Source organism: Fibrisoma montanum (assembly GCF_003583365.1).
In the GTDB taxonomy this organism is placed as follows: domain Bacteria; phylum Bacteroidota; class Bacteroidia; order Cytophagales; family Spirosomataceae; genus Fibrisoma; species Fibrisoma montanum.
Genome location: NZ_QXED01000005.1, coordinates 252,534 through 272,383 on the forward strand (window position 1 = coordinate 252,534; position 19,850 = coordinate 272,383).

Below are 19,850 nucleotides of genomic sequence, written 5' to 3' on the forward strand. Positions count from 1 at the left end.
AAGCCCCCGGCCCCACGCCCTTAGCCAATTACTCGGACCGTAAACTTTTAACCGGATTCACCAGGGCCGCTTTGATGGCCTGATAGCTGACTGTGAGTAACGTAATGAGTAGTGCTCCGCCACCAGCCACGGCGAATATCCACCAACTGATGTCGGTGCGGTACGTGTACTTCTGGAGCCAGTTGTTGAGAAAGTACCAGGCTATTGGAGTGGCTATCACGAAAGCAACAATAACCAACAGCACGAAGTCTTTCGAAAGCAGTCGCCACAGATTAAACACCGATGCGCCCAACACTTTGCGCACCCCAATCTCTTTGGTGCGCTGTTCGGCCACGAACGAAGCTAGTCCGAAAAGACCCAGGCAGGAGATAAAGATGGCCAGTGCGGCAAAGATGCCTGCCAGGGTGCCAATCCTCTCTTCAGCCTCAAACTTTTCAGCGTATTCCTGATCGACAAAATCGTAATCAAAAGGAACTGATGGAATCACTTTCTTGAAGACCGACTCAATCTTGGGTAAGGCATCGGAGGCTGCTACGTTCGGCTTGATTTTGATATTAATCCAGTTAAGTGGTCCTCTGAGGAAGAATATGGTCGGGTGTACCGGCTCAAATGGCGAGGTCATTACCATGTCTTTAATGACGCCCACAATCCGGAATGGTTGACCGTCGCGACGGATAATTTCGCCAACTGGCTTCTGTAAGCCCATGAACTTGACGGCTGCTTCGTTAACCACAAAACCCGCCGAATCGGAGGCAAAGTCCCGCGAGAAGTCCCGCCCGGCAACGAACTGCCAACCTACGGTTTTGCCATATTCAGGCGAAACGGTTAGGGTGCCGAAGTCAGCTTGTAGAGAAGGATCTTTACCGGTCCACTCAAAACCCCCATTATTTGACCATAACTCTGTGGCACGGCTGGCCGATTGCGCCGTTTCGAAAACAACACCGGTGTTCTTCAGTTCCTGGCGTAGCACGTCGAATTTGGTGTAGAAATCATCGGCTGCCATTCGAACCTGCAACAACCCTTCACGATTGTAGCCTACAGGGCGATTCTTAGCATACTGAATCTGGCGATAGACGATGATGGTACCAATGATGAGCGTAACGGATACGGCAAACTGAACTACGACTAAAACTTTGCGGGGAATAGCCGCTAGCCGCCCCACTCGAAAGGTACCTTTCAGGACTTTGATGGGCTGGAAGCCGGACAGATACAAGGCCGGATAGCTGCCTGCTAATAAACCTGTGATTAGAATGAAGCATAGGCTAAACAACCAGAAGTAAGGATTCTCCCAAAGGATCGTCATCTGTTTGTCAGCCAGTTGATTAAACCAGTTGATGGTCAAGGCGACTAAGCCAATGGCTACCCCAAAAGCCAGAATAACGACGAGGAACGACTCGCTGAAGAACTGCCCGATCAACTGCCTCCGCACCGACCCAACGGCCTTGCGGATGCCGACTTCCTTGGCGCGTTTGTCGGAGCGGGCAGTGCTCAGGTTCATGAAGTTGATGCAGGCCAGCAGTAACACAAACGCCCCGATGATGCTAAACAGCCAGACATACTGGATGAAGCCGCCGTTGTTGTTTCCTTGCTTATCGAAATCCGAATACAGATGCCACTTGCTCATCGGGTGTAGGAAAATCTGGAAGTTGAAGGCGAGCTGCTCCTTATTATCCCCGAGGTTCTTGTGCTTGATATCCTTGATCTTAGCCGATAGTTTATCCACATCCACATTCGGCTGAAGCTCAGCGTATGTTTGAATAAAGTTATTGAACCAACTTTGTTCTTTTATCCACGTATTCGCCGATACGTACAGATTCCAGGGAGCAAAAAACTTAACCTGATGAAACTCGGTATTGTGAGGTAGATCTTGGTAAACACCGGTGACTTTAGCATCCATTGCGTTGTTGATCTTCACTACTTTCCCCATCGGATCAGCGTCGCCGAAGAGCGCTTTTGCCGCCGATGCGGAGAGCAAAATTGAGTTTAGCTCCTGAAGCCCCGCCCGCGTACCCTTCAGCATGTCGAGCGTCAGCATATCTGGTGCTTCGGACTCGATGAACTCGCCGGTTATCGAAAGCTTATTATCTCCCACTGCCAGAATGTGATCCTGTATTCGCCAGGCCTTCAGAACGCGCTTGAAATCGTTAGGATATTTGGTTTTCAACTCGGTGCCCAGTGGGTAAGGCAATGAGCTTCCCGTCCAGGTTTCGCCATTAACAGTTCCATGTTGGGCTACTTGCACAATCCGATCGTAGTTCTCGTGGTACCTATCAAACGAGAGTTCATCCCATACCCAAAGGCCAATCGAGATAGCGACGGCCATACCCACAGCAAGCCCCGAAATGTTGATGAACGAGTATCCTTTATTTTTGGCGAGGTGGCGCCAGGCAGTTTTGATATAGTTGCGTAGCATGTCAGTAATCAAAGGGTTAGGATACGCTTGGGGTTTACGTTTTATAAATCGGGGTCGCACATAGGCCAGCACCTCGCGCCAGTACGTTCTTCGGGCCTTGCGTTCGCCCAACCGCTGCACCCGTAAGGCATAGCGCTCGTGGATGTCGCCCAGCACTTCCTCGCGCAGGTGCGGAGCCACCAGCCAGTTGAGCAGGCGGTCGGGCCAGTTGGGGGGCGGAGGTGGTTGGTTCGGGTTCATGGTTTGTGGGGCTGGGGGCGAAGGGCTGAGCTTGGTCACCCCAAGCCCCCGGCCCCACGCCCTGAGCCAATTACTCGGACCGTAAACTTTTGACCGGATTCACCAGGGCCGCTTTTATCGCCTGATAACTGACGGTCAGCAGAGCGATGGCGATGGCTGAAAGTCCCGCCACGGCAAATACCCACCACTCCACATCAATGTGATAAGCAAACTCTTGTAGCCATTGATGGGTAGCCCACCAGGCCAGCGGGAAAGCAATGCCATTGGCGATCAAAACCAGTCTTAGAAAGTCTTTAGAAAGTAAGGCGGTAAGATTGAGGATGCTTGCGCCTAATACCTTACGGACGCCAATTTCCTTGATGCGTTGTTCGGCGGCATAGGTGGCCAACCCGAATAACCCCAGACAGGCAATGAAAATCGTAGCCAACGCTACCCAGATCAGCAGGGTTTCCCGGCGCTGGTCTTCGACGTAAAAGCGGGCCAGTTGATCATCCAGAAAGTGATATTCCAACTGGTGCGTAGGATCAATACTAGTCAAAACGTCGTTCATTTTGGCCAAGGTCGCCGGAATATCCTTGCCTTCAATTCGGGCTGTATAATAATCGATCGGATAGACCGGATTATTCTGGTAAGCCAACACCAGCGGGGCAATCTTTTCGCGTAAGGATTGGAAATGAAAATCCTTTACAATACCGACGACCCTTGCGTTAAAAGGCTGATTAGCCTCGTTAAGTGGGCTATAGCTCCCGCCCATTGCTCGGGTGGGTATCTCAACTTGCTGCGCCGAGGCTTCCCGGATACCGAGTAGTTTGGCGGCCGTTTCGTTGAGGATGACGGATGTCGAATCGCTCATTCCGCCAAAATTTCGGCCGTTCAGCAACTGTACTTCAAAGGTCTTGGCGAAGTTCTCGTCGGCTCCAATCAGATAAGCGATTTTGTGTTCGTCGGTATTTCCCTCGGGCCTGATTTTGACCGTAGAAATTGTTTTCCACTCGCCCGGTACTCGCGAGGTCGCCGACACGTTTTTGACGGTTGGAATCCGGCTAAATTCGGTTTTGATCGTTTCGGCACTACTCCGTACTTTACCACTGTTAATGTCGATCACCAGCAACAAATCTTTGTTAAAGCCCAGATTCTTATTGTTGGCAAACCGAACTTGCTGGAACAGCACGATGGTGGCGATCATCATGACGACCGAAATCGTAAACTGAAACACGACTAATCCTTTTCGCAATGACAGATCGCCTTTATTTTGCAGTTTAAGATTCTTCAGCAACAACAGGGGACTAAAACGTGACAGTAAAAAGGCGGGATAACTACCCGATAATAAACCTGTGATAACCAGGGCGACGAAGGTGTAAATCCAAATTCGATAATCACTATAAAAGCCTAACGAGAGCTCTTTATGAGTGAATTCATTAAAGGCAGGAAGCAGTAGATTGACCAATACCACGGCCAGCAGAAAAGAAATAGCCGTTACGACCAGCGATTCGGTCAGGAACTGATGTATGAGATGACTCTGAAACGCGCCACTGGCTTTGCGAACACCAATTTCCTTCGACCGGTTGGAAGCCCGTGCCGTGGCGAGGTTCATGTAATTGATGCAGGCAATGAGTAAGACAAACAAGGCAACAACCGCAAAGATTTTGATGTAAAGCAAAACTCCCTGGCTCATCGCTTCTACGTTACCGTTTCTGGCGCCATCCTCAATGTTTTCGGAGTGCAGATGCATGTCAGCGAGAGGTTGCAGTGAATACCTCACCGAATGCCCGGCCTCCCGTTTCAGATTGATATTGAGTAGGTTGTTGATTTTATTAGCTGCGACTTCCGGATTGGCCTGTTGCTTCAATAGGAAAAACGTCAGGAAATTTTGGTCATCCCAATTAGTTATCCATTCGGCAAAGTCGTCGCTGTTGGCGATGGTTGCTTCCGAAATCATCGAATTGAAGGTAAAACTTGAATTGCGGGGGTGATTTTTCAGAACCGCCGTTATCTTGAGCGGTTTATCGGGCATGAATTCAACGATGACGGTTTTGCCGACAACCTGGGTGGTGTTGAAAAGCCGCTGCGCCAACTCCTCGACGATAATAATGGAATTTGGCTCGTTCAAACCTGATTTACTGTCCCCATCAATAGCTTCAAAGTCAAAAACTTCCAACAATCCTGAGGAGCCAAAGGCGATTGTCTCCTGAAACGTATTTTTGTTGTCGGGGTTTGATAGGTTCGCCCTTCCGACTCGGTTAATGCGAGCCGAGTTTTCGATCTCTCCAATGCGTTTCTTGGATTCTTCGGCCACTTTGTAGCTCGATGCCGCAATGGTCAGATCGTCATTCGGTGTCTTTCTATGCTGAACAGCCCGGTAAATTCTGCTCGTTTTGCTGTGTTGCTGATCAAACGTCAGTTCATCGAAGAGGTATAATCCGATCAGCAAAAAACAGGTAACGCCAAAAGTCAAACCGGCTACGTTAAGCCCGGTGTACAGTTTATTCCGGCTCAGGGTTCGGAAGGCAATCTTGAAGTGGTTGCGCAGCATGTCCATATTCGTTGGGTTCGGATAGTTAACAGGTTGTCGTTTCATGAATCCAGGTCGCACGTACGCCAGCACCTCGCGCCAGTACGTGGCCCGCGCCTTACGCTCGCCAAGTCGCTGTACACGTAGCAGGTAGCGTTCGTGGATGTCGCCCAGCACCTCCTCGCGCAGGTGCGGAGCCACCAGTCTGCTGAGCAGCTTGTCGGGCCAGCGGGGACGTTTCGTAGCGTTTGGCATAGGGCTGGGGGCTTAGGGCAGGGGGGTAGGGGCTAGGTAGTTACCCCACGCCCCTAGCCCTTATCTGGTTAACTCCACTTCAGTATGGTTTGCGGCACAATGCGTTCCCAGAGTCGGTTGCGGACCGAACGGACATCGTTCAGAACGCGGCCGCCCAGGGCCGTGACGGTGAACAGCCGTTTGCGTCGGCCCCCGCGTTCGGGCGTAGCCTCGCCCAGTTCGGAGCGGAGGTAGCCCTTCTGTTCAAGTCGTTGCAGAGCCGCATGAACCGCCCCGGTGCTGACGGTCTGGCCGGTCTCCCGTTCGAGTTCTTCGGCAATAACCACCGAATACGCTTTGGGAGAAAGCACGGCTACGGCTAGCAGAACGACCTCTTCAAATTCGCCTAAATCACTCCGTCGCATGGGCAGAAAACAGCGGTTGGTTTGGGTTATCGGATATTATCTATTTCTGTATGTCAAATGCCTTGCCAAAAAGAAAAAAGGCCCTTTCCAACGCAGAAAGGGCTTTTGTACTTTGTGAGTGCTATAGGATTGTCCAGAAACGGACAGACTTTGTACGAGCGCGGACAAGCCGGTAAACAAACCTGAAAACGATCATCAACTGGCCAGTTTCTGCCGGCTGGCGGATGTTTGGGGGATAGTAGTGAAGCGTGTAACTTTAGATCGGCAGACACGAGAGCTGATGACCGAAATCTTTGACAATATTCGAAGGCTGTACCGGTTTTATACGCCTGCTAATGAGCTGGCCGATTATGTTGAGTTCTTTTCGGAATCATCCGCAGAGGACACGTACCGACATGTGGCTGACAATCGGTTTACGATCAGAATGTTTCCTAGCTGGACACCGACGTGTTATATCAACCTGGGCGCGCCGTATCAAATGGATGTCGGTGATAACCGGTATCTGATCCGGAAGGACACCGACGTGCTGTTGCTGCGAAATTCCATTGTTGAGCGAATTAACTTACCCTCCGATCACATCTTCACAATCAAGTTTTATCCCGGTGGACTCGAAGCCATTCTGGGCGTTAGTCAAGTTCAGTTTGTGGATCAGGTTGTGCGGCTGGAGACGGTCTTGCCGGCTGACCTGATCCAGCGAATGAAACGGCTGCAAGCATTTGATGAACGGATTGAGCTGCTCGAATCATTCCTGTTGAGTCAGTATGGCGGCTGGAAAAAAATGGATCATTACCGAACCATCGTGACCGACACCATTGGTACGTTTGCTGCCAACGGACTGGTGCTTAGTCCCAGCCAACTGGCCGACCGAACCTTCGTTACGTCTAAAACCATCAACCGGTATTTTCATCGGGTAATCGGTACGTCTCCTAAGCAGTATCTGTCTCAGGTGAGGGCCCGGACAGCTCTTTCCAGGTACGTTTCGGATATGAATCAGTTCTCGCCCTATGAGTATGGCTACTACGATATGAGCCATTTCTACAAAGACGTTGTCAAATTTACCGGTCAGACCCTAAAGCAGAACGTCGGGAAATAATGTCCGTTTTTTACTAAAATCTTCGCGGGCAACCCAGTTGATTTGTCGAAAGTTTAATCATAACCGGATGAATAGATTTTCGATACATGTCCTTGCGCTAGTGCTTGTTTTGCAGTCGATTGGCTACGCACAGGGTCAACCTGGGGTGGTAAGGGCCCTGGAACCCTGCGCGTGTCAGGTTAAGGTAGACAGCAGCTTTCGGACTCGCTGCGCCTACCTGATCGTACCCGAAAATCGCAGAAAGAAAAACGGCAAAACCATTAAACTGCCGTTCATTGTCGTCGAAAGCAAGAACCCGAACAAGAAGAAAGATCCGCTGCTCTACACCGCCGGTGGCCCTGGGGGCAGTTCATTGGGGTGGGCGAGGGGCGTTCCGCAGCGGTTAGTCATTAATGATCGTGATTGTATTGCGTTTGAACAGCGAGGTACTCGCTACGCCGTTCCGAACCTCTGGAGCAACGAACTGAGTGATGCAATCAAAGAATCCTACCGCAAAAATCTGAACAAAGACAGCATGGTGGTTGTGGGCGTCAAACGCTATAAAAAAGCTCTCGAAGCCAAAGGAATTGATTTGTCCGGCTACAACACGGATGAAACCGTGTCGGATATTCATGATCTGCTGGCTACGCTGACGCTCGATTCGGTCAATCTATCCGGGGGCTCGTACAGCGGAGGCCTCATGCTGGCTGTGCTGCAACGGGACCCCACCCGTATTCGATCAGTGGTGCTGGACTCTCCATTGCCGACGTTTGTGCCGATCGATGAAGATGAGCCAGCCAACTTTAACGAGGCCTTACAGAGGCTTTTCAAGCGGGTGGAAAGCGATTCAACCGACAAAAAACGGTATGGAAGCCTGAGCGAACGATTCCGGCATTATTTCACGTCCATTGGTAATAAGACGTTTACGATCCCTTACGTGGAAAAAGGAACAATGGATACATTGCGTTTGCAATACACCCGAAATGACCTCTGGACTATTATTCAGAACAACTTTTACCCGCCCCAACTCCAGCAGCTTCCTTATATCCTTACCGATCTGATGGCCGGAAATCATTACAATTACGTCAAGCCTTACCTGGATCAGCTATTCAGTCAGGGAAACGGGCCTTCGGGCATGCGTATATCGGTTTATTGCGCCGATCAGACGGCTTATCACAGTGAGAAAGTTGCTCACCAGCTCTACGATGCTTACCCGCACATGCGGGGGTATCATATCAACGATGTGTACCAGGCCATGTGCGACTGCTGGCAGGTACCTCCGATCAAACCCGAAACGAAACAGCCGTTCTATTCAACCAAACCGGCGTTGCTGGCTGCTGGTGAACTGGATAACGCCTGCCGTCCTTTGTACATCGACATGATTCATCATTACATGCCAAATAGTCAGCGGCTACTGTTTAAAAACCGCTCGCATGGCGTAGGTGGGCCGGATATGAACCGCTTTACGCGGGAGTTTCTCAATAATCCATACCGGAAACTAGAGTCAGCAACGCCGGAAATCATTGCGTACTAAGTAAGTGAACGGCCACCGGGATGGAAGAAAGTATGTTGCTCAATTTTCTCCATTCCGGTGGCCATTCGTTTATTCAGTACGTAACGACTTGATCGGGTTCGACAGAGCCGCCCGGATGCTCTGGAAGCTGACCGTCAGCAGGGCGATCGCGATGGCCATAACAGCAGCAACGACAAACGTCCAGGCACTGATGTCGATGCGGTACGGGTAGTTCTGCAACCACGCGTCAATCGCATACCAGGCGGCCGGGAAGGCGAACACAAACGAAAAGCCCACCAGCTTCAGAAAATCCGACGAAAGCAGTTGCACCAGGCTCGAAACCGATGCACCCAGTACCTTACGGATACCAATCTCCTTCGTACGCCGTTCGGCCGAGAGGGTGGCCAGCCCGAACAGACCAATACACGAAATAAAGATGGTCAGGATAGCCCCGAACAGCATAATCTGCTTCCATTTGGCCTCGGCTTCGTATTTGCTGCGGTTCGATTCGTCCAGGAACGTATACGAGTACGGCATAATGGGAAACAGACGTTTGAAGGTCTTTTCCAGATGACGGAGACTGGCCGTTTCGGTTCCGGGCTTGATCTTTACAAAGAACTTGCCGTACGGATTCGTCGGCTTCATCGTGAACAGTTGCGGGCCAATTTCTTCGCTCAGCGAGGCATAATGATGGTCTTTCACTACGCCCACGACCCGGTACTTTTCATTTTCGTTGTACCAGAAATCAACCACCTGCCCGATTGGATTCTTCCAGCCGGCTTTTTTAACGAACGTTTCGTTCACCAGCACCGCCTGTGTAGAGTCTGTTCGCAGGTCTGCTGAGAAATTACGCCCCTGCACAATCGGGATTTTGAACAAGGGAAGGAAATTAGGATCAATGGTTTCGTACGCGAAGTTTTGCTGCGTTTCTCCGTTTATCTTGGCAATCGTACCCCAGCGACCACCGTTTTTGGGCGTAACACCAACGATGTTGGGGTTTTTGAGCAACTCGTCACGTAGCAGTTTCAGCTCATTTCGATTTAACCTTGATTTTTCAACGTCAATCACGTGCCGGTCGTCGTAGCCCAGGTCCTTGTTGGTTAGGTACTCGAATTGTGAGTATATCGTCAGCGTACCGATAATCAGGAACGACGCGATAGCAAACTGAAGCACAACCAGCGATTTCTGAAGGTAGTTTCGGCCCGACAGTTTGAACCGGCTGTACAGCGTTTGCACGGGGTCGTAACTCGACAGGACCAGCGCCGGATAAAAGCCCGCCAGCAGGCCAGTGGCGAGAAATAGGCCAATGTAGCCCGCCACCAGTTTGACGTCGAACAGGTACGACAGCGCCAGGGCTTTGTTGGCAAGCTGATTGAAGGTCGGTAGTACCAGCAGCACTAGTAGCACGGCGAAGACAAACGCAGCGAAGCACAGCAGGAACGACTCACCCAGAAACTGAAACGTCAGTTGCGAACGGCCACCACCCACGACTTTCCGGATGCCGATTTCCTTGGCCCGTTTCAACGACCGCGCTACGGTCAGGTTCACGAAGTTGATGCAGGCAATGATGAGAATGAACAGCGCAATACCCGTCAGGATGTAGGAGTACATGGGGTTACTGCGATCAACCAGCCCATTATCAGGGGGCAGGTCTTTGTTGAGGTGCATGTCCGTAAACGGCTGAAGCATATACTCCATTCGGTTCTTCATGCCGAATTGCTGAGCCATCGTTTTGATCGCGTCGCGGGCATCGGCCACATAAATCCGATTCATCTGCTTCTCAACTTTGCCCAGATTGGCATTCGGGTTGAGCAGCACGAACGTATTGAGGAAAAAATTGAACCAGTTGTTATTATCGGCCATTGCCTCCTGCGGAACAATAAGCTGCTTCAGGATGTCAAACTTAATCGACGAGTTCTGGGGGCATTTGGCCGAAACGCCGGTTATGATATAGGGGCTGAACTGGCTATTGTCCTCGTAATCTGAGTCTTTGAGATAAATTATCTTGCCCAGTACATCGGTGGTGCCAAATTCCCGCTGCGCTACGTCCTCCGAAACGACAACCGAATTGGGGGCCTTGAGTGCCGTTTTCGGGTTGCCGCTCAACAAGGGAAAGCTGAACACCGAGAAAATGTTGGAATCGGCTTCAAACACCGGCTGGCTCGTTACCTCGTTCCCACGTTTCATGTCGAGCCGTTGCTCCCGGTACCGAACAAACGACAGAATCTCCGGGACGCCGGCCATGAACCTGGGCCCCTGAAAGTAGCCGGTGTTCGTTCCCACGCGCTCCTGTACGCCGGCGGGGTTAAACTCCCGGTTCGTTATCCGATAAATGTGCGGGTTGTTGGCGTGGAAACGGTCATAGCTGACTTCATCTTTGGTGTACAGCATAATGAGCATGGCCGCGGCCAAACCAATGCTGAGACCAACGACGTTGATGAGCGAATACACCTTGTTGTGGGCGAGGGTTCGCCAGGCGATGGTGAAATAATTACGTAGCATATCAGGACTCAGTAAAAAAGGAGGAGGATATTCTCTTGCTTGTTTTGATTTGGCCAGCGGCCGTAACAGTTTTAGGACATTCAGACAATAGCGCCAGTCGGCCCGCCGTTTGCCCACCGTCATGACCCAGTAGTGGTACAATTCCAGCAGGTCACCCTGCACGTCTTCGCGGGTGTCGGGGTGGCTCCACCAGGAGAGAAGCCTGGTGGCCCAGCGCGGTGGTCGGGTGGCGTTTGGCATAGGGTTGTGGGGGAAGGGCAGGGGGCGTGGGGCTTAGGGCTTGGGGCAGGGGCTAGGTAGTTACCCCATGCCCCCGGCCCCTTGCCCTTCGCTATTATTCAGAACGTAAGGACTTGACTGGGTTCATCAGGGCGGCTTTGATGCTCTGGAAGCTGACCGTCAGCAGGGCAATACCAATGGCTGCTATGCCCGCCAGGGCGAACATCCACCACGACAGGTCAATCTTGTAAGCGAAATCCTGCAGCCAGCGACTCATGCCATACCACGCAATGGGCGTGGCAATGAGCAGGGCCAGCACAACGGGCTTCAAAAAGTCTTTTGACAGTAGCCCAACGATGCTGGCGACGGATGCCCCCAGAACTTTCCGAACCCCGATTTCTTTAGTGCGCCGTTGCGCCGTGAAGGTGGCCAGACCAAACAAACCCAGGCAGGCGATGAAGATCGTCAACCCGGCAAAAATGGTAAACAATTGACCAATGCGCTGCTCCGACTGGTACATGGTATTGAAGCGGTCGTTCAGGAATGAATAGGCAAACGGGTTGTCCGTCTGGGTTTTCCAGATTCGTTCGATCTGCCCAAGCAGAGCCGCCATGTCGCGGGTATGAATGCGGAGAGCCATCTGATAGGAATCGGCCCCGTAAATCATTACCAAAGGGGCAATCGGCTGGTGCATCGATGCAAAATGGAAGTCCTTAACGACCCCTACCACAGTATAGGTACGTTTGCTTTCGGGGCTTCCGTTGCCCACTGCCGTGAGCCGTTGCCCAATCGGATTCTTTCCGCGGGATGCGGTCCAGCCAAACTGACGGGCGGCTGCTTCGTTGATTAAGACAGCGGAACTGTCGGACGGAAACGCTTTTGAGAAGTTACGGCCAAGTGCCAGGCGAATTCCCAGGGTAGGCAGGTAGCTTTCGTCGATGTAGTACGCCTGATTGCGGTAGGTGACCGATTCGCCCTTGCTGTTTGTCGACTGAAATCCATCGGTGCCCGTGTTGGACGCCCCGGCGGGCAGGTATCCCGCCAGCGTAACTGCACGTACCTGCGATAGCCTGGTTAATTCGGCTTTGAGCGCGTTGACTTTGTTGTCAAGTGCGTACGTATCGTGGATGATCAGGACCTGGTCTTTATCGTAACCTACCTTTTTACTCTGGATAAAGTCTAATTGCTGATACACGGTCAGGGTACTGATAATCATGCCAATCGAAACCACAAACTGAACCGTCACCAGCGTATTACGTAGCTGACCACTCCGGGCGCCACTCTGTAGCGCCAGAGCCGAACCGTTGCCTTTTAACACAGTGATCGGTCTGAACGCGGACAGGAAAAAGGCCGGATAGCTACCCGCGAGTAATCCGACCAGCAAACAGCCGAATCCAATGCCCGGCAGCATCCAGCCGCTGGTGAGGGTGCTCAGGTCGAACTGCTTACCCGCCAGTTGATTAAAACCGGGTAATACGGCCAGCACAATACCTAATCCAATCAGTAAAGCCATGAACGTAATCAGCACGGACTCACTCAGAAACTGACCAATCAGTTGCTGTTGCTGCGATCCGAGCGCCTTGCGAATGCCGACTTCTTTGGCACGACCCGCTGATCCGGCCGTCGACAGGTTCATAAAGTTGATGCAGGCAATCAGCAGGATAAAAGCCGCAATGGCCGAGAAAATGTACACGTATTTGATGTCGCCATTAGGCTCAATCTCCCCTTCCAGGTCGGAGTGAAGGTGAATGTCGGTAACCGGCTGGAACTGAAATCCGAAGCGGTCTCCTTTCCTGGAAAACTCGGCCAGACTTATGCCTAACAACTGCTGCAGCTCGGGACCAATGTACCTCTGCACCAGATCAGGCATCTGCGCTTTCAGCGTCTCAATCGAATAACCGGGACGTAGGGTCAGATACGTCAGGGCACCGCTCGACAGCCACGTATTTCGTAAGTCGATGGAGCTGAGCGATCCGAATATGTTGTAGTGAAAGTGGGTGTTCGACGGTATATCCTGACACACACCCGTTACCCGAAAGAGTGCCCGCGAACCTAGCGTCAAGGTTTGGCCGATGGGATTCTGGGCTCCAAAATACTTGCGGGCAATGGTCTCCGTAATAACGATGGTATTAGGTTCTCTTAAGACAGTGCGTTTGTCACCCTGCAGCAGGGGAATGGAGAAGAATTGGAAAAAGTTGGAATCGGGGAAAACAACGTGTTCTTCCTTGAACCGCGCTGACCCGCGTTTGACAATAAACGTTCCTTCCTGATACAACCGGACGGCTGCTTCGACACCCGGATAGTCGTGTACCAACGCCGGACCAGCCGGAACGCCTACAGGAGCTGTACGAAGCTCTTTACCGCCTATCTGACCGTTCATGGTCATGCGGAACATGCGGTCGGCGTTAGCGTAATAACGGTCGTAACTCAACTCGTGCGTAACAAACAGCATAATTAACAGGCAGGTCGCCAGGCCAACGGCCAATCCGACAATGTTGATCGTCGCGAAGGCTTTTTTACGCCACAGATTTCTCAGGGCAATTTTGATATAGTTCCGTATCATATCGGGACTTAAAAAAAAGGGTTGCGCGTATTCGGTCGACTGTTTCTGTTTGGCCAGCGGCCGTAGTAACCTCAGTGCGTTCAGACAATAGCGCCAGTCGGCCCGCCGTTTGCCCACCGTCCTGACCCAGTAGTGATACAGTTCCAGCAGGTCGCCCTGTACGTCTTCGCGGGTGTCGGGGTGGCTCCACCAGGAGAGAAGCCTGGTGGCCCAGCGCGGTGGTCGGGTGGCGTTTGGCATAGGGTTGTGGGGTAAGGGCAGGGGGCGTGGGGCTTAGGGCTTGGGGCAGGGGCTAGGCAGTTACCCCATGCCCCCGGCCCCTTGCCCTTCGCTATTATTCAGAACGTAAGGACTTGACTGGGTTCATCAGGGCGGCTTTGATACTCTGAAAGCTGACCGTCAGCAAGGCAATACCAATGGCTGCTATGCCCGCCAGCGCAAACATCCACCACTCGATATCAATCTTGTAGGCAAATCCCCGGAGCCAGCGATTCATGGCATACCAGGCCACCGGCGACGCCAAAATGAGGGCAATCAACACAGGCTTCAAAAAGTCGGTCGATAGCAAGGCAACAATGTTGGTCACTGATGCACCCAGTACCTTCCGAACGCCAATTTCTTTGGTGCGCTGCTCGGCACTGAAGGTGGCCAGACCAAACAGGCCCAGGCAGGCCACGAAGATGGTCAGCCCGGCGAAAAGGCTCAGGATACGTCCCGTTTTCACTTCGGCCTCATACATGGACTGGTATTTCTCATCCATGAACCCGTAGCGGAACGGTTCGTCCGTGTTGAAGCCTGTCCAACGCTCCTGCACCGATGCCAGCAAACCGGCCACGTCTTTCGTTCGGGTTTTGACAAGGATACAGCCCGAATTCGTGCTGTTGAACATCACCATTGGGGCAATGCGCTCGTGTAGCGACCGGAAATGGAAATCGCGTACTACGCCGATGACTTCGTAGGTCCGGTCGGTGTCGCGTTGCCCATTTATGGACGGCAGGAGTAACTTACGACCCAGCGCCTGATTTCCCCACCCGAAATGTCGGGCCGCTGTTTCATTGATAATGACGCCAAAACCGTCTGTTTGGTTAGCTGCCGAGAAGTTGCGGCCGGCAGCTAGTTTCATACCCAGTGTTGGCAGGTACTGGTCGTCTATGCCGAACAAAGCCAGACGCGTTAACTGCCGGGCATTCCCCTCCGGCTGCATACTAACCAGCCCCACGTTGTAGCGGGTATTCGGCAGGAACGCCGATACGCTGGCGTTCACTACACGGGCATCCTGCGCCAGTTGCTGACGCAATACGGCTTCGTTTTTACCCAACGCCGACGTGCCTTCCAGAATCAGTACCTGCTCTTTGTCGTAACCGAGCTTAATGTCCTGAATATAGCTCAATTGCCGGTACACCACCGTTGTACCAATCATCAGGCTAATCGACACGAAAAACTGAACTACTACCAGACTGCTGCGTAGCCCGATGCTGGTGCGACCATTGGCAACGCGCAGGGCATTGGCTCCGCCTTTGAGAATCGCAATGGGATTAAACGACGACAGGAAAAACGCGGGGTAGCTACCCGCCAGCAGACTCACTACCAGCCCAAACCCGAGCAAGGCAGGCAGTATCCATGGAGTCTGTACCATATCCAGTCGCAACGCCTTTCCCGACAATTCGTTGAACAGCGGCAGTACCAGATAAACAAGGCCCACGGCCAGCGTCAGCGCCAGTCCGGTGAGCAGCATCGACTCCACCAGAAACTGCCCGACCAGCTTGCCCTTTTCCGAACCCAGCGCCTTGCGAATACCCACTTCCTTAGCGCGTTTGGATGCCCCGGCGGTACTCAGGTTCATGAAATTGATGCAGGCCAGCAGCAGCATGAACACTGCAATAGCGCCAAAAATGTACACGTACCGTACATCGCCACCCGGTTCCAGTTCGGTTTCAGGTTTGAGGTCCGAATGCAGGTGAATGTCTGTCATTGGTTGCAGAAACAGGCCTACATCGTTGCCTTGCTCGCGAAACTGCGCCAAACTGATACCCGTCATCTGCTTCAGAGCTGGCCCCATGTACGTATCTACGATTCGCGGCAGTTTGGCTTCCAGTTTATGATAATCGTACCCTTCGGGCAGCAGCAGGTAGGTAAAGAAGTTAGAGATTAACCAGTTTGCCTGATTGGCTTCAGGTAAAGTCGCCATGGAACCCAGCACGTCGAAGTGAACATGCGAGTTGGTGGGTACTTCGGCGAACACGCCCGTGACGGTATAATTCGTCTGTCGGGCTTTAACGGTCAGCACCTTACCGATGGGGTCGTCGTTACCAAAATACTTCTGCGCGGTGGCCGACGAGATAACAAGCGTATTGGGCTGCGACAGGGCGGTTCGGGTATCACCCTTTATGAGCGGCAGAGTGAACACCTGAAAGAACGTGGAGTCGGCAAAGTAGAACCGCTCTTCCTTGAATTCGTTGTCGCCATACGCAAAACGCGTTGCCTCACCAGACCGTATGCGGGTAGTTGCCTGCACCTCCGGAAAGGTGGATTCAAGCGTTTTTGCGACCAGCGGCATCACGTTGGCCTCGCGCATCTTCTCGCCGTTCATGGTGCCCTTGAACACGACACGCACAATCCGATCCGCTTTTTCATTATAACGGTCGTAGCTCAGCTCGTCAAAAACAAACAGGCTGATGAGAATGCATGTGGCCAGACCTATGGATAATCCGACGATGTTAATGGCCGAAAAAGCCCGATTTCGGTTGAGGTTACGCCAGGCGATGGTGAAATAATTACGTAGCATATCAGGACTCAGTAAAAAAGGAGGAGGATATTCTCTTGCTTGTTTTGATTTGGCCAGGGGCCGTAGTAACCTCAGTGCGTTCAGACAATAGCGCCAGTCGGCCCGCCGTTTGCCCACCGTCCTGACCCAGTAGTGGTACAGTTCCAGCAGGTCGCCCTGCACGTCTTCGCGGGTGTCAGGGTGGCCCCACCAGGTTAGCAGTTGGGTGGCCCAGTGCGGTGGTTTCGTAGCGTTTGGCATAGGGTTGTGGGCGAGGGGCGAGGGGCTTAGGGCGTGGGGGCTAGGAGTTACCCCATGCCCCCGGCCCCAAGCCCCAAGCTATTTATCCAGTAATCAGTTGGAGGGTTTGCGGAGGCAGTGAACGCCACAACTCCTCGCGGACTTGTTTGACGTCCCGTAACGCTTTTCGTCCGGCGGCCGTGACCGTAAAAAACCGTTTCCGCCGACCACCGCGCTCGGCTGTGGCCCCACCCATGCGCGAAGCCAGAAAGCCTTTCTCCTCCAGACGTTGGAGGGTCGTATGGACCGTACTGAAGCCGACAGACCGGCCGGTTTTCTGCTCGATTTCCTGCGTGACGGTTACGCCATAGGCTTCTTCGTCGAGGATGGCGACGGTCAGCATGACTACTTCTTCAAACTCTCCCAGAAAGGCTCGTTTCATGGCTTCGGCATTTTCTCCGATAATGCCGAACAAATGCGGTGCCAACCGGGCAGAAAGGCCCCGAAAGCCATAAAACAGCCCTTTTAGGCCAAACGGCGCTTGATGGGGTTGTCCGCTTTTGGACACTGACCGTACCGAAACGGACAAGTCAGCCCAGGCCTGGGCCGACTTGTCCGCAGTAAACAGAGCAGGTTGTCGGTGGAATAGAACGGAAAGCGGTTGGGGTTGAACGGGCGGTTATTCCGTCCGGATTGACTTTACCGGATTGGCCAGGGCGGCTTTGATCACCTGCAAACTGATGACTACGCTCGTCAGTATAGCCAGCAGCACGCCAACCTGCACAAACGGTTGCCAGTTGATTGGCGTGTGGTAGGCGTAGTCGGCCAGCCAGTCCGAAATTACCAGATACGCGAGGGGCCAGGCAATGCCGTTGGCGATACCCATAAGCCAGACGTATTCCCGCAGGAACAAGGTCACGATGCTGGGCACCGATGCACCGAGTACCTTCCGAATACCAACTTCCCGGGTCCGGCGGGCTACGCTCAGCGACACCAGGCCAAGTACACCCAGGACGACAATCAGAAGCGCGAGACCGGTGGCAACGTAAGCGGCTTTTTCGAGCTGCAACTCAGTTTGATACAGCTTTTGCAACGTCTGGTCCATGAATGCGTAATCGAACGGGGCGTCGGGGAAGAGCTTTTGCCAGGTCTGTTCAATGGCCGCTATTGTTGGTTGTGTGTTGCCCGGAGCGATTCGGAAGGAGAAAAAGCGGTAGAGGGGGCGGGTCTCAACGTGCAGCAGGGCCAATGGGGTAATGGCCTGGTGCATCGAGCCCACGTGAAAGTTCTGAACAACGCCCCGGATCTCGAACCGACGGGGGCTGCCCTGGAAACGAACTCCCCGGCCAACGGCTGATTGTGGATTCGCAAACCCCAGTACCCGCGCGGCCGCTTCGTTGATGACCACACTCGTTGAGTCGTAGTTACCCTGACCGTAGTGAAAAAAGCGTCCGCTTTTCAGAGCAATCCGGTACGTTTGGGCGAAGTATTCATCGGTGGTCATAAGGTTGACACTAACGGCCCCGGTTGAGTCCTTGCCTTCGGGATACAAATTGCCGCTGTTGCCGACATTGCCGTTGGGTATCTCGAACGAAAGACTCGCCGAACGGATACCCGGCAGTCGGGCGAACTGATCGCGGGCGGCTTCCATCCGGGCGACGCCTTCTTTTGACCAGGTTCGGGGGAGCGACGATACAGTCAGTACGGCTTCTTTCTTGAAACCAAGATCCGTGTTGAAGAAATAGGCAATCTGGCGGGAAACAACGACTGCACCAATGAATACAAAAACGGCGATGCTGAACTGAACCGTGACCAGTCCGCGACGAAAAAGCACACCCTCCCGGGCTGATTTGCCTTTGCCTCTGAGCGAGTCGACCGACGAGTAGGCGGACAGGTGCAGGGCCGGGTAGCCGCCCGCCAGACCGCCAATCCCCAGTACCATCACCAGCAGCAGCCAACTGTACTGCCAGGGGAGTTGAGTCAGCGACGGAACGGGTTTGCCGACGACCTCATTGAACAGGGGTCGGAAAACAAAATACAGCGCTATTGAGAAGAGCGTAGCGACCATCGTCAGGACAAGCGCTTCCAGCAAAAACTGGGCGGTTAACTGCCGGCGGAGTCCCCCCAGCACTTTACGCACGCCGATTTCCCGCAGCCGGGACGACGAGCTGCCCATCGAAATGTTGACGAAGTTGACCACCGCCATCAGGAGAATAAATACGGCTACGGCCGCCAACGTAATGATCATCTTGCCCACCAGGCCGTTGTTACTTTGCAGGTAAAAGTCGGTCAGGGGCGTAACATAAGCTGTCAGGTTTTGTCGGATCTCGGCCGGGGTGTTGGTCGCGATCAGGTGAGCGAGGGGCTTCTCCAGATCGGCCGGCGTTACGCCCGGTTGCAGTTCGACATAGTTGACAATGTATGGGTTGAGCCACGAATCCAGCGTGGCGCCAAAGTAGGGGAGCGCCCCGGCCGCCATGAAGATTTCATTGTCTTCGGGCAGCAGCTGCCATACCGAATTAGGAGGTAACGGTTTCAATACGCCCGTAACGATAAACGCCTGCCGACCCTGCTGTGGCGTTTCGACGGTCAGGGATTGGTTGAGCACATCGGTTGTTCCGAACAGCTTGAGGGCTTTGGCTTCGGTCATGACGATGGCGTTGGGGCCGGTCAGCGCCGTTTTTGGATCGCCGTGCAGCAGGTCAAAACCAAACATGGTCAGCAGGGTGGAGTCGCCAATCTGGATAGACTCCCGAAAATGGCGATTGCCCGTTGAGACGGTGGCCCCTACGCCGTGGAAGCGGTAATAGTTGGCAACCAGGGTGGGGTACTGCGCCGTCAGGGCCGGCCCCATTGGCGCCAGTGTCGTAATAGGCATTCCCATATTATCCTCCTTCCATCGGCTCTGGACAATGCACTGCTGACCGGCATTGCGCAGCCGTTGATTGACCTGGTACTCACCCCAGATGTAGCTGCCGATCAGCAGGGTAAAGGTGATCCCGACGGCCAGACCGATGATGTTCAGAAGGGAGTAAAATTTGCGACGGAGCAGGTTCCGCCAGGCGATTTTGAAGTAGCTGCGAAGCATAGTTGTATGGGTATGAGTATGAGGCTTGGGGCAAAGGGCGTGGGGCTGGGGGTGGGTTTGTTACC

10 protein-coding genes are annotated in these 19,850 nt (G+C 53.1%); 2 read left to right on the plus strand and 8 right to left on the minus strand.

Annotated features, from left to right (window positions below; translation table 11 throughout):
* Nucleotides 1-28 precede the first annotated feature (28 nt).
* From DYU11_RS18000 to DYU11_RS18010, 3 genes are all read right to left on the minus strand, one after another.
* A complete protein-coding gene (locus tag DYU11_RS18000) occupies nt 29-2,653 on the minus strand; it encodes an ABC transporter permease (protein ID WP_119669094.1) in 2,625 nt (874 codons plus the stop codon).
* A gap of 70 nt (nt 2,654-2,723) precedes the next feature.
* Entirely contained in the window at nt 2,724-5,420 is a 2,697-nt protein-coding gene (locus tag DYU11_RS18005; RefSeq protein ID WP_119669095.1) for an ABC transporter permease, read from the minus strand.
* A 68-nt stretch (nt 5,421-5,488) separates the two neighbouring features.
* Nucleotides 5,489-5,824, minus strand: a complete 336-nt coding sequence (locus DYU11_RS18010; protein ID WP_119669096.1) for a PadR family transcriptional regulator — start codon at nt 5,822-5,824, stop codon at nt 5,489-5,491.
* A gap of 280 nt (nt 5,825-6,104) precedes the next feature.
* Between DYU11_RS18010 and DYU11_RS18015 the strand changes: the two genes are divergently transcribed.
* Entirely contained in the window at nt 6,105-6,917 is an 813-nt protein-coding gene (locus DYU11_RS18015; protein WP_119669097.1) for an AraC family transcriptional regulator, read from the plus strand.
* A 100-nt stretch (nt 6,918-7,017) separates the two neighbouring features.
* Complete coding sequence (locus tag DYU11_RS18020) at nt 7,018-8,430, plus strand: alpha/beta fold hydrolase (RefSeq protein WP_229365912.1); 1,413 nt, start codon at nt 7,018-7,020, stop codon at nt 8,428-8,430.
* A 69-nt stretch (nt 8,431-8,499) separates the two neighbouring features.
* Here DYU11_RS18020 and DYU11_RS18025 read toward each other — a convergent pair whose 3' ends face one another.
* From DYU11_RS18025 to DYU11_RS18045, 5 genes are all read right to left on the minus strand, one after another.
* Complete coding sequence (locus DYU11_RS18025) at nt 8,500-11,151, minus strand: ABC transporter permease (RefSeq protein WP_119669099.1); 2,652 nt, start codon at nt 11,149-11,151, stop codon at nt 8,500-8,502.
* A gap of 94 nt (nt 11,152-11,245) precedes the next feature.
* Nucleotides 11,246-13,933, minus strand: coding sequence for an ABC transporter permease (locus tag DYU11_RS18030; protein ID WP_119669100.1), 2,688 nt, complete (start codon nt 13,931-13,933; stop codon nt 11,246-11,248).
* Nucleotides 13,934-14,027: 94 nt separating this feature from the next.
* On the minus strand, nt 14,028-16,718 hold the full coding sequence (locus DYU11_RS18035) for an ABC transporter permease (RefSeq protein WP_229365914.1): 2,691 nt from the start codon (nt 16,716-16,718) through the stop codon (nt 14,028-14,030).
* Between the two features lie 82 nt (nt 16,719-16,800).
* Nucleotides 16,801-17,139: a PadR family transcriptional regulator gene (locus DYU11_RS18040; RefSeq protein ID WP_119669452.1), complete on the minus strand. Its 339-nt coding sequence runs from the start codon at nt 17,137-17,139 to the stop codon at nt 16,801-16,803.
* Between the two features lie 237 nt (nt 17,140-17,376).
* Nucleotides 17,377-19,785 (minus strand): ABC transporter permease, encoded by a 2,409-nt coding sequence (locus DYU11_RS18045; protein ID WP_119669101.1) that lies wholly within the window; start codon nt 19,783-19,785, stop codon nt 17,377-17,379.
* Nucleotides 19,786-19,850 lie beyond the last annotated feature (65 nt).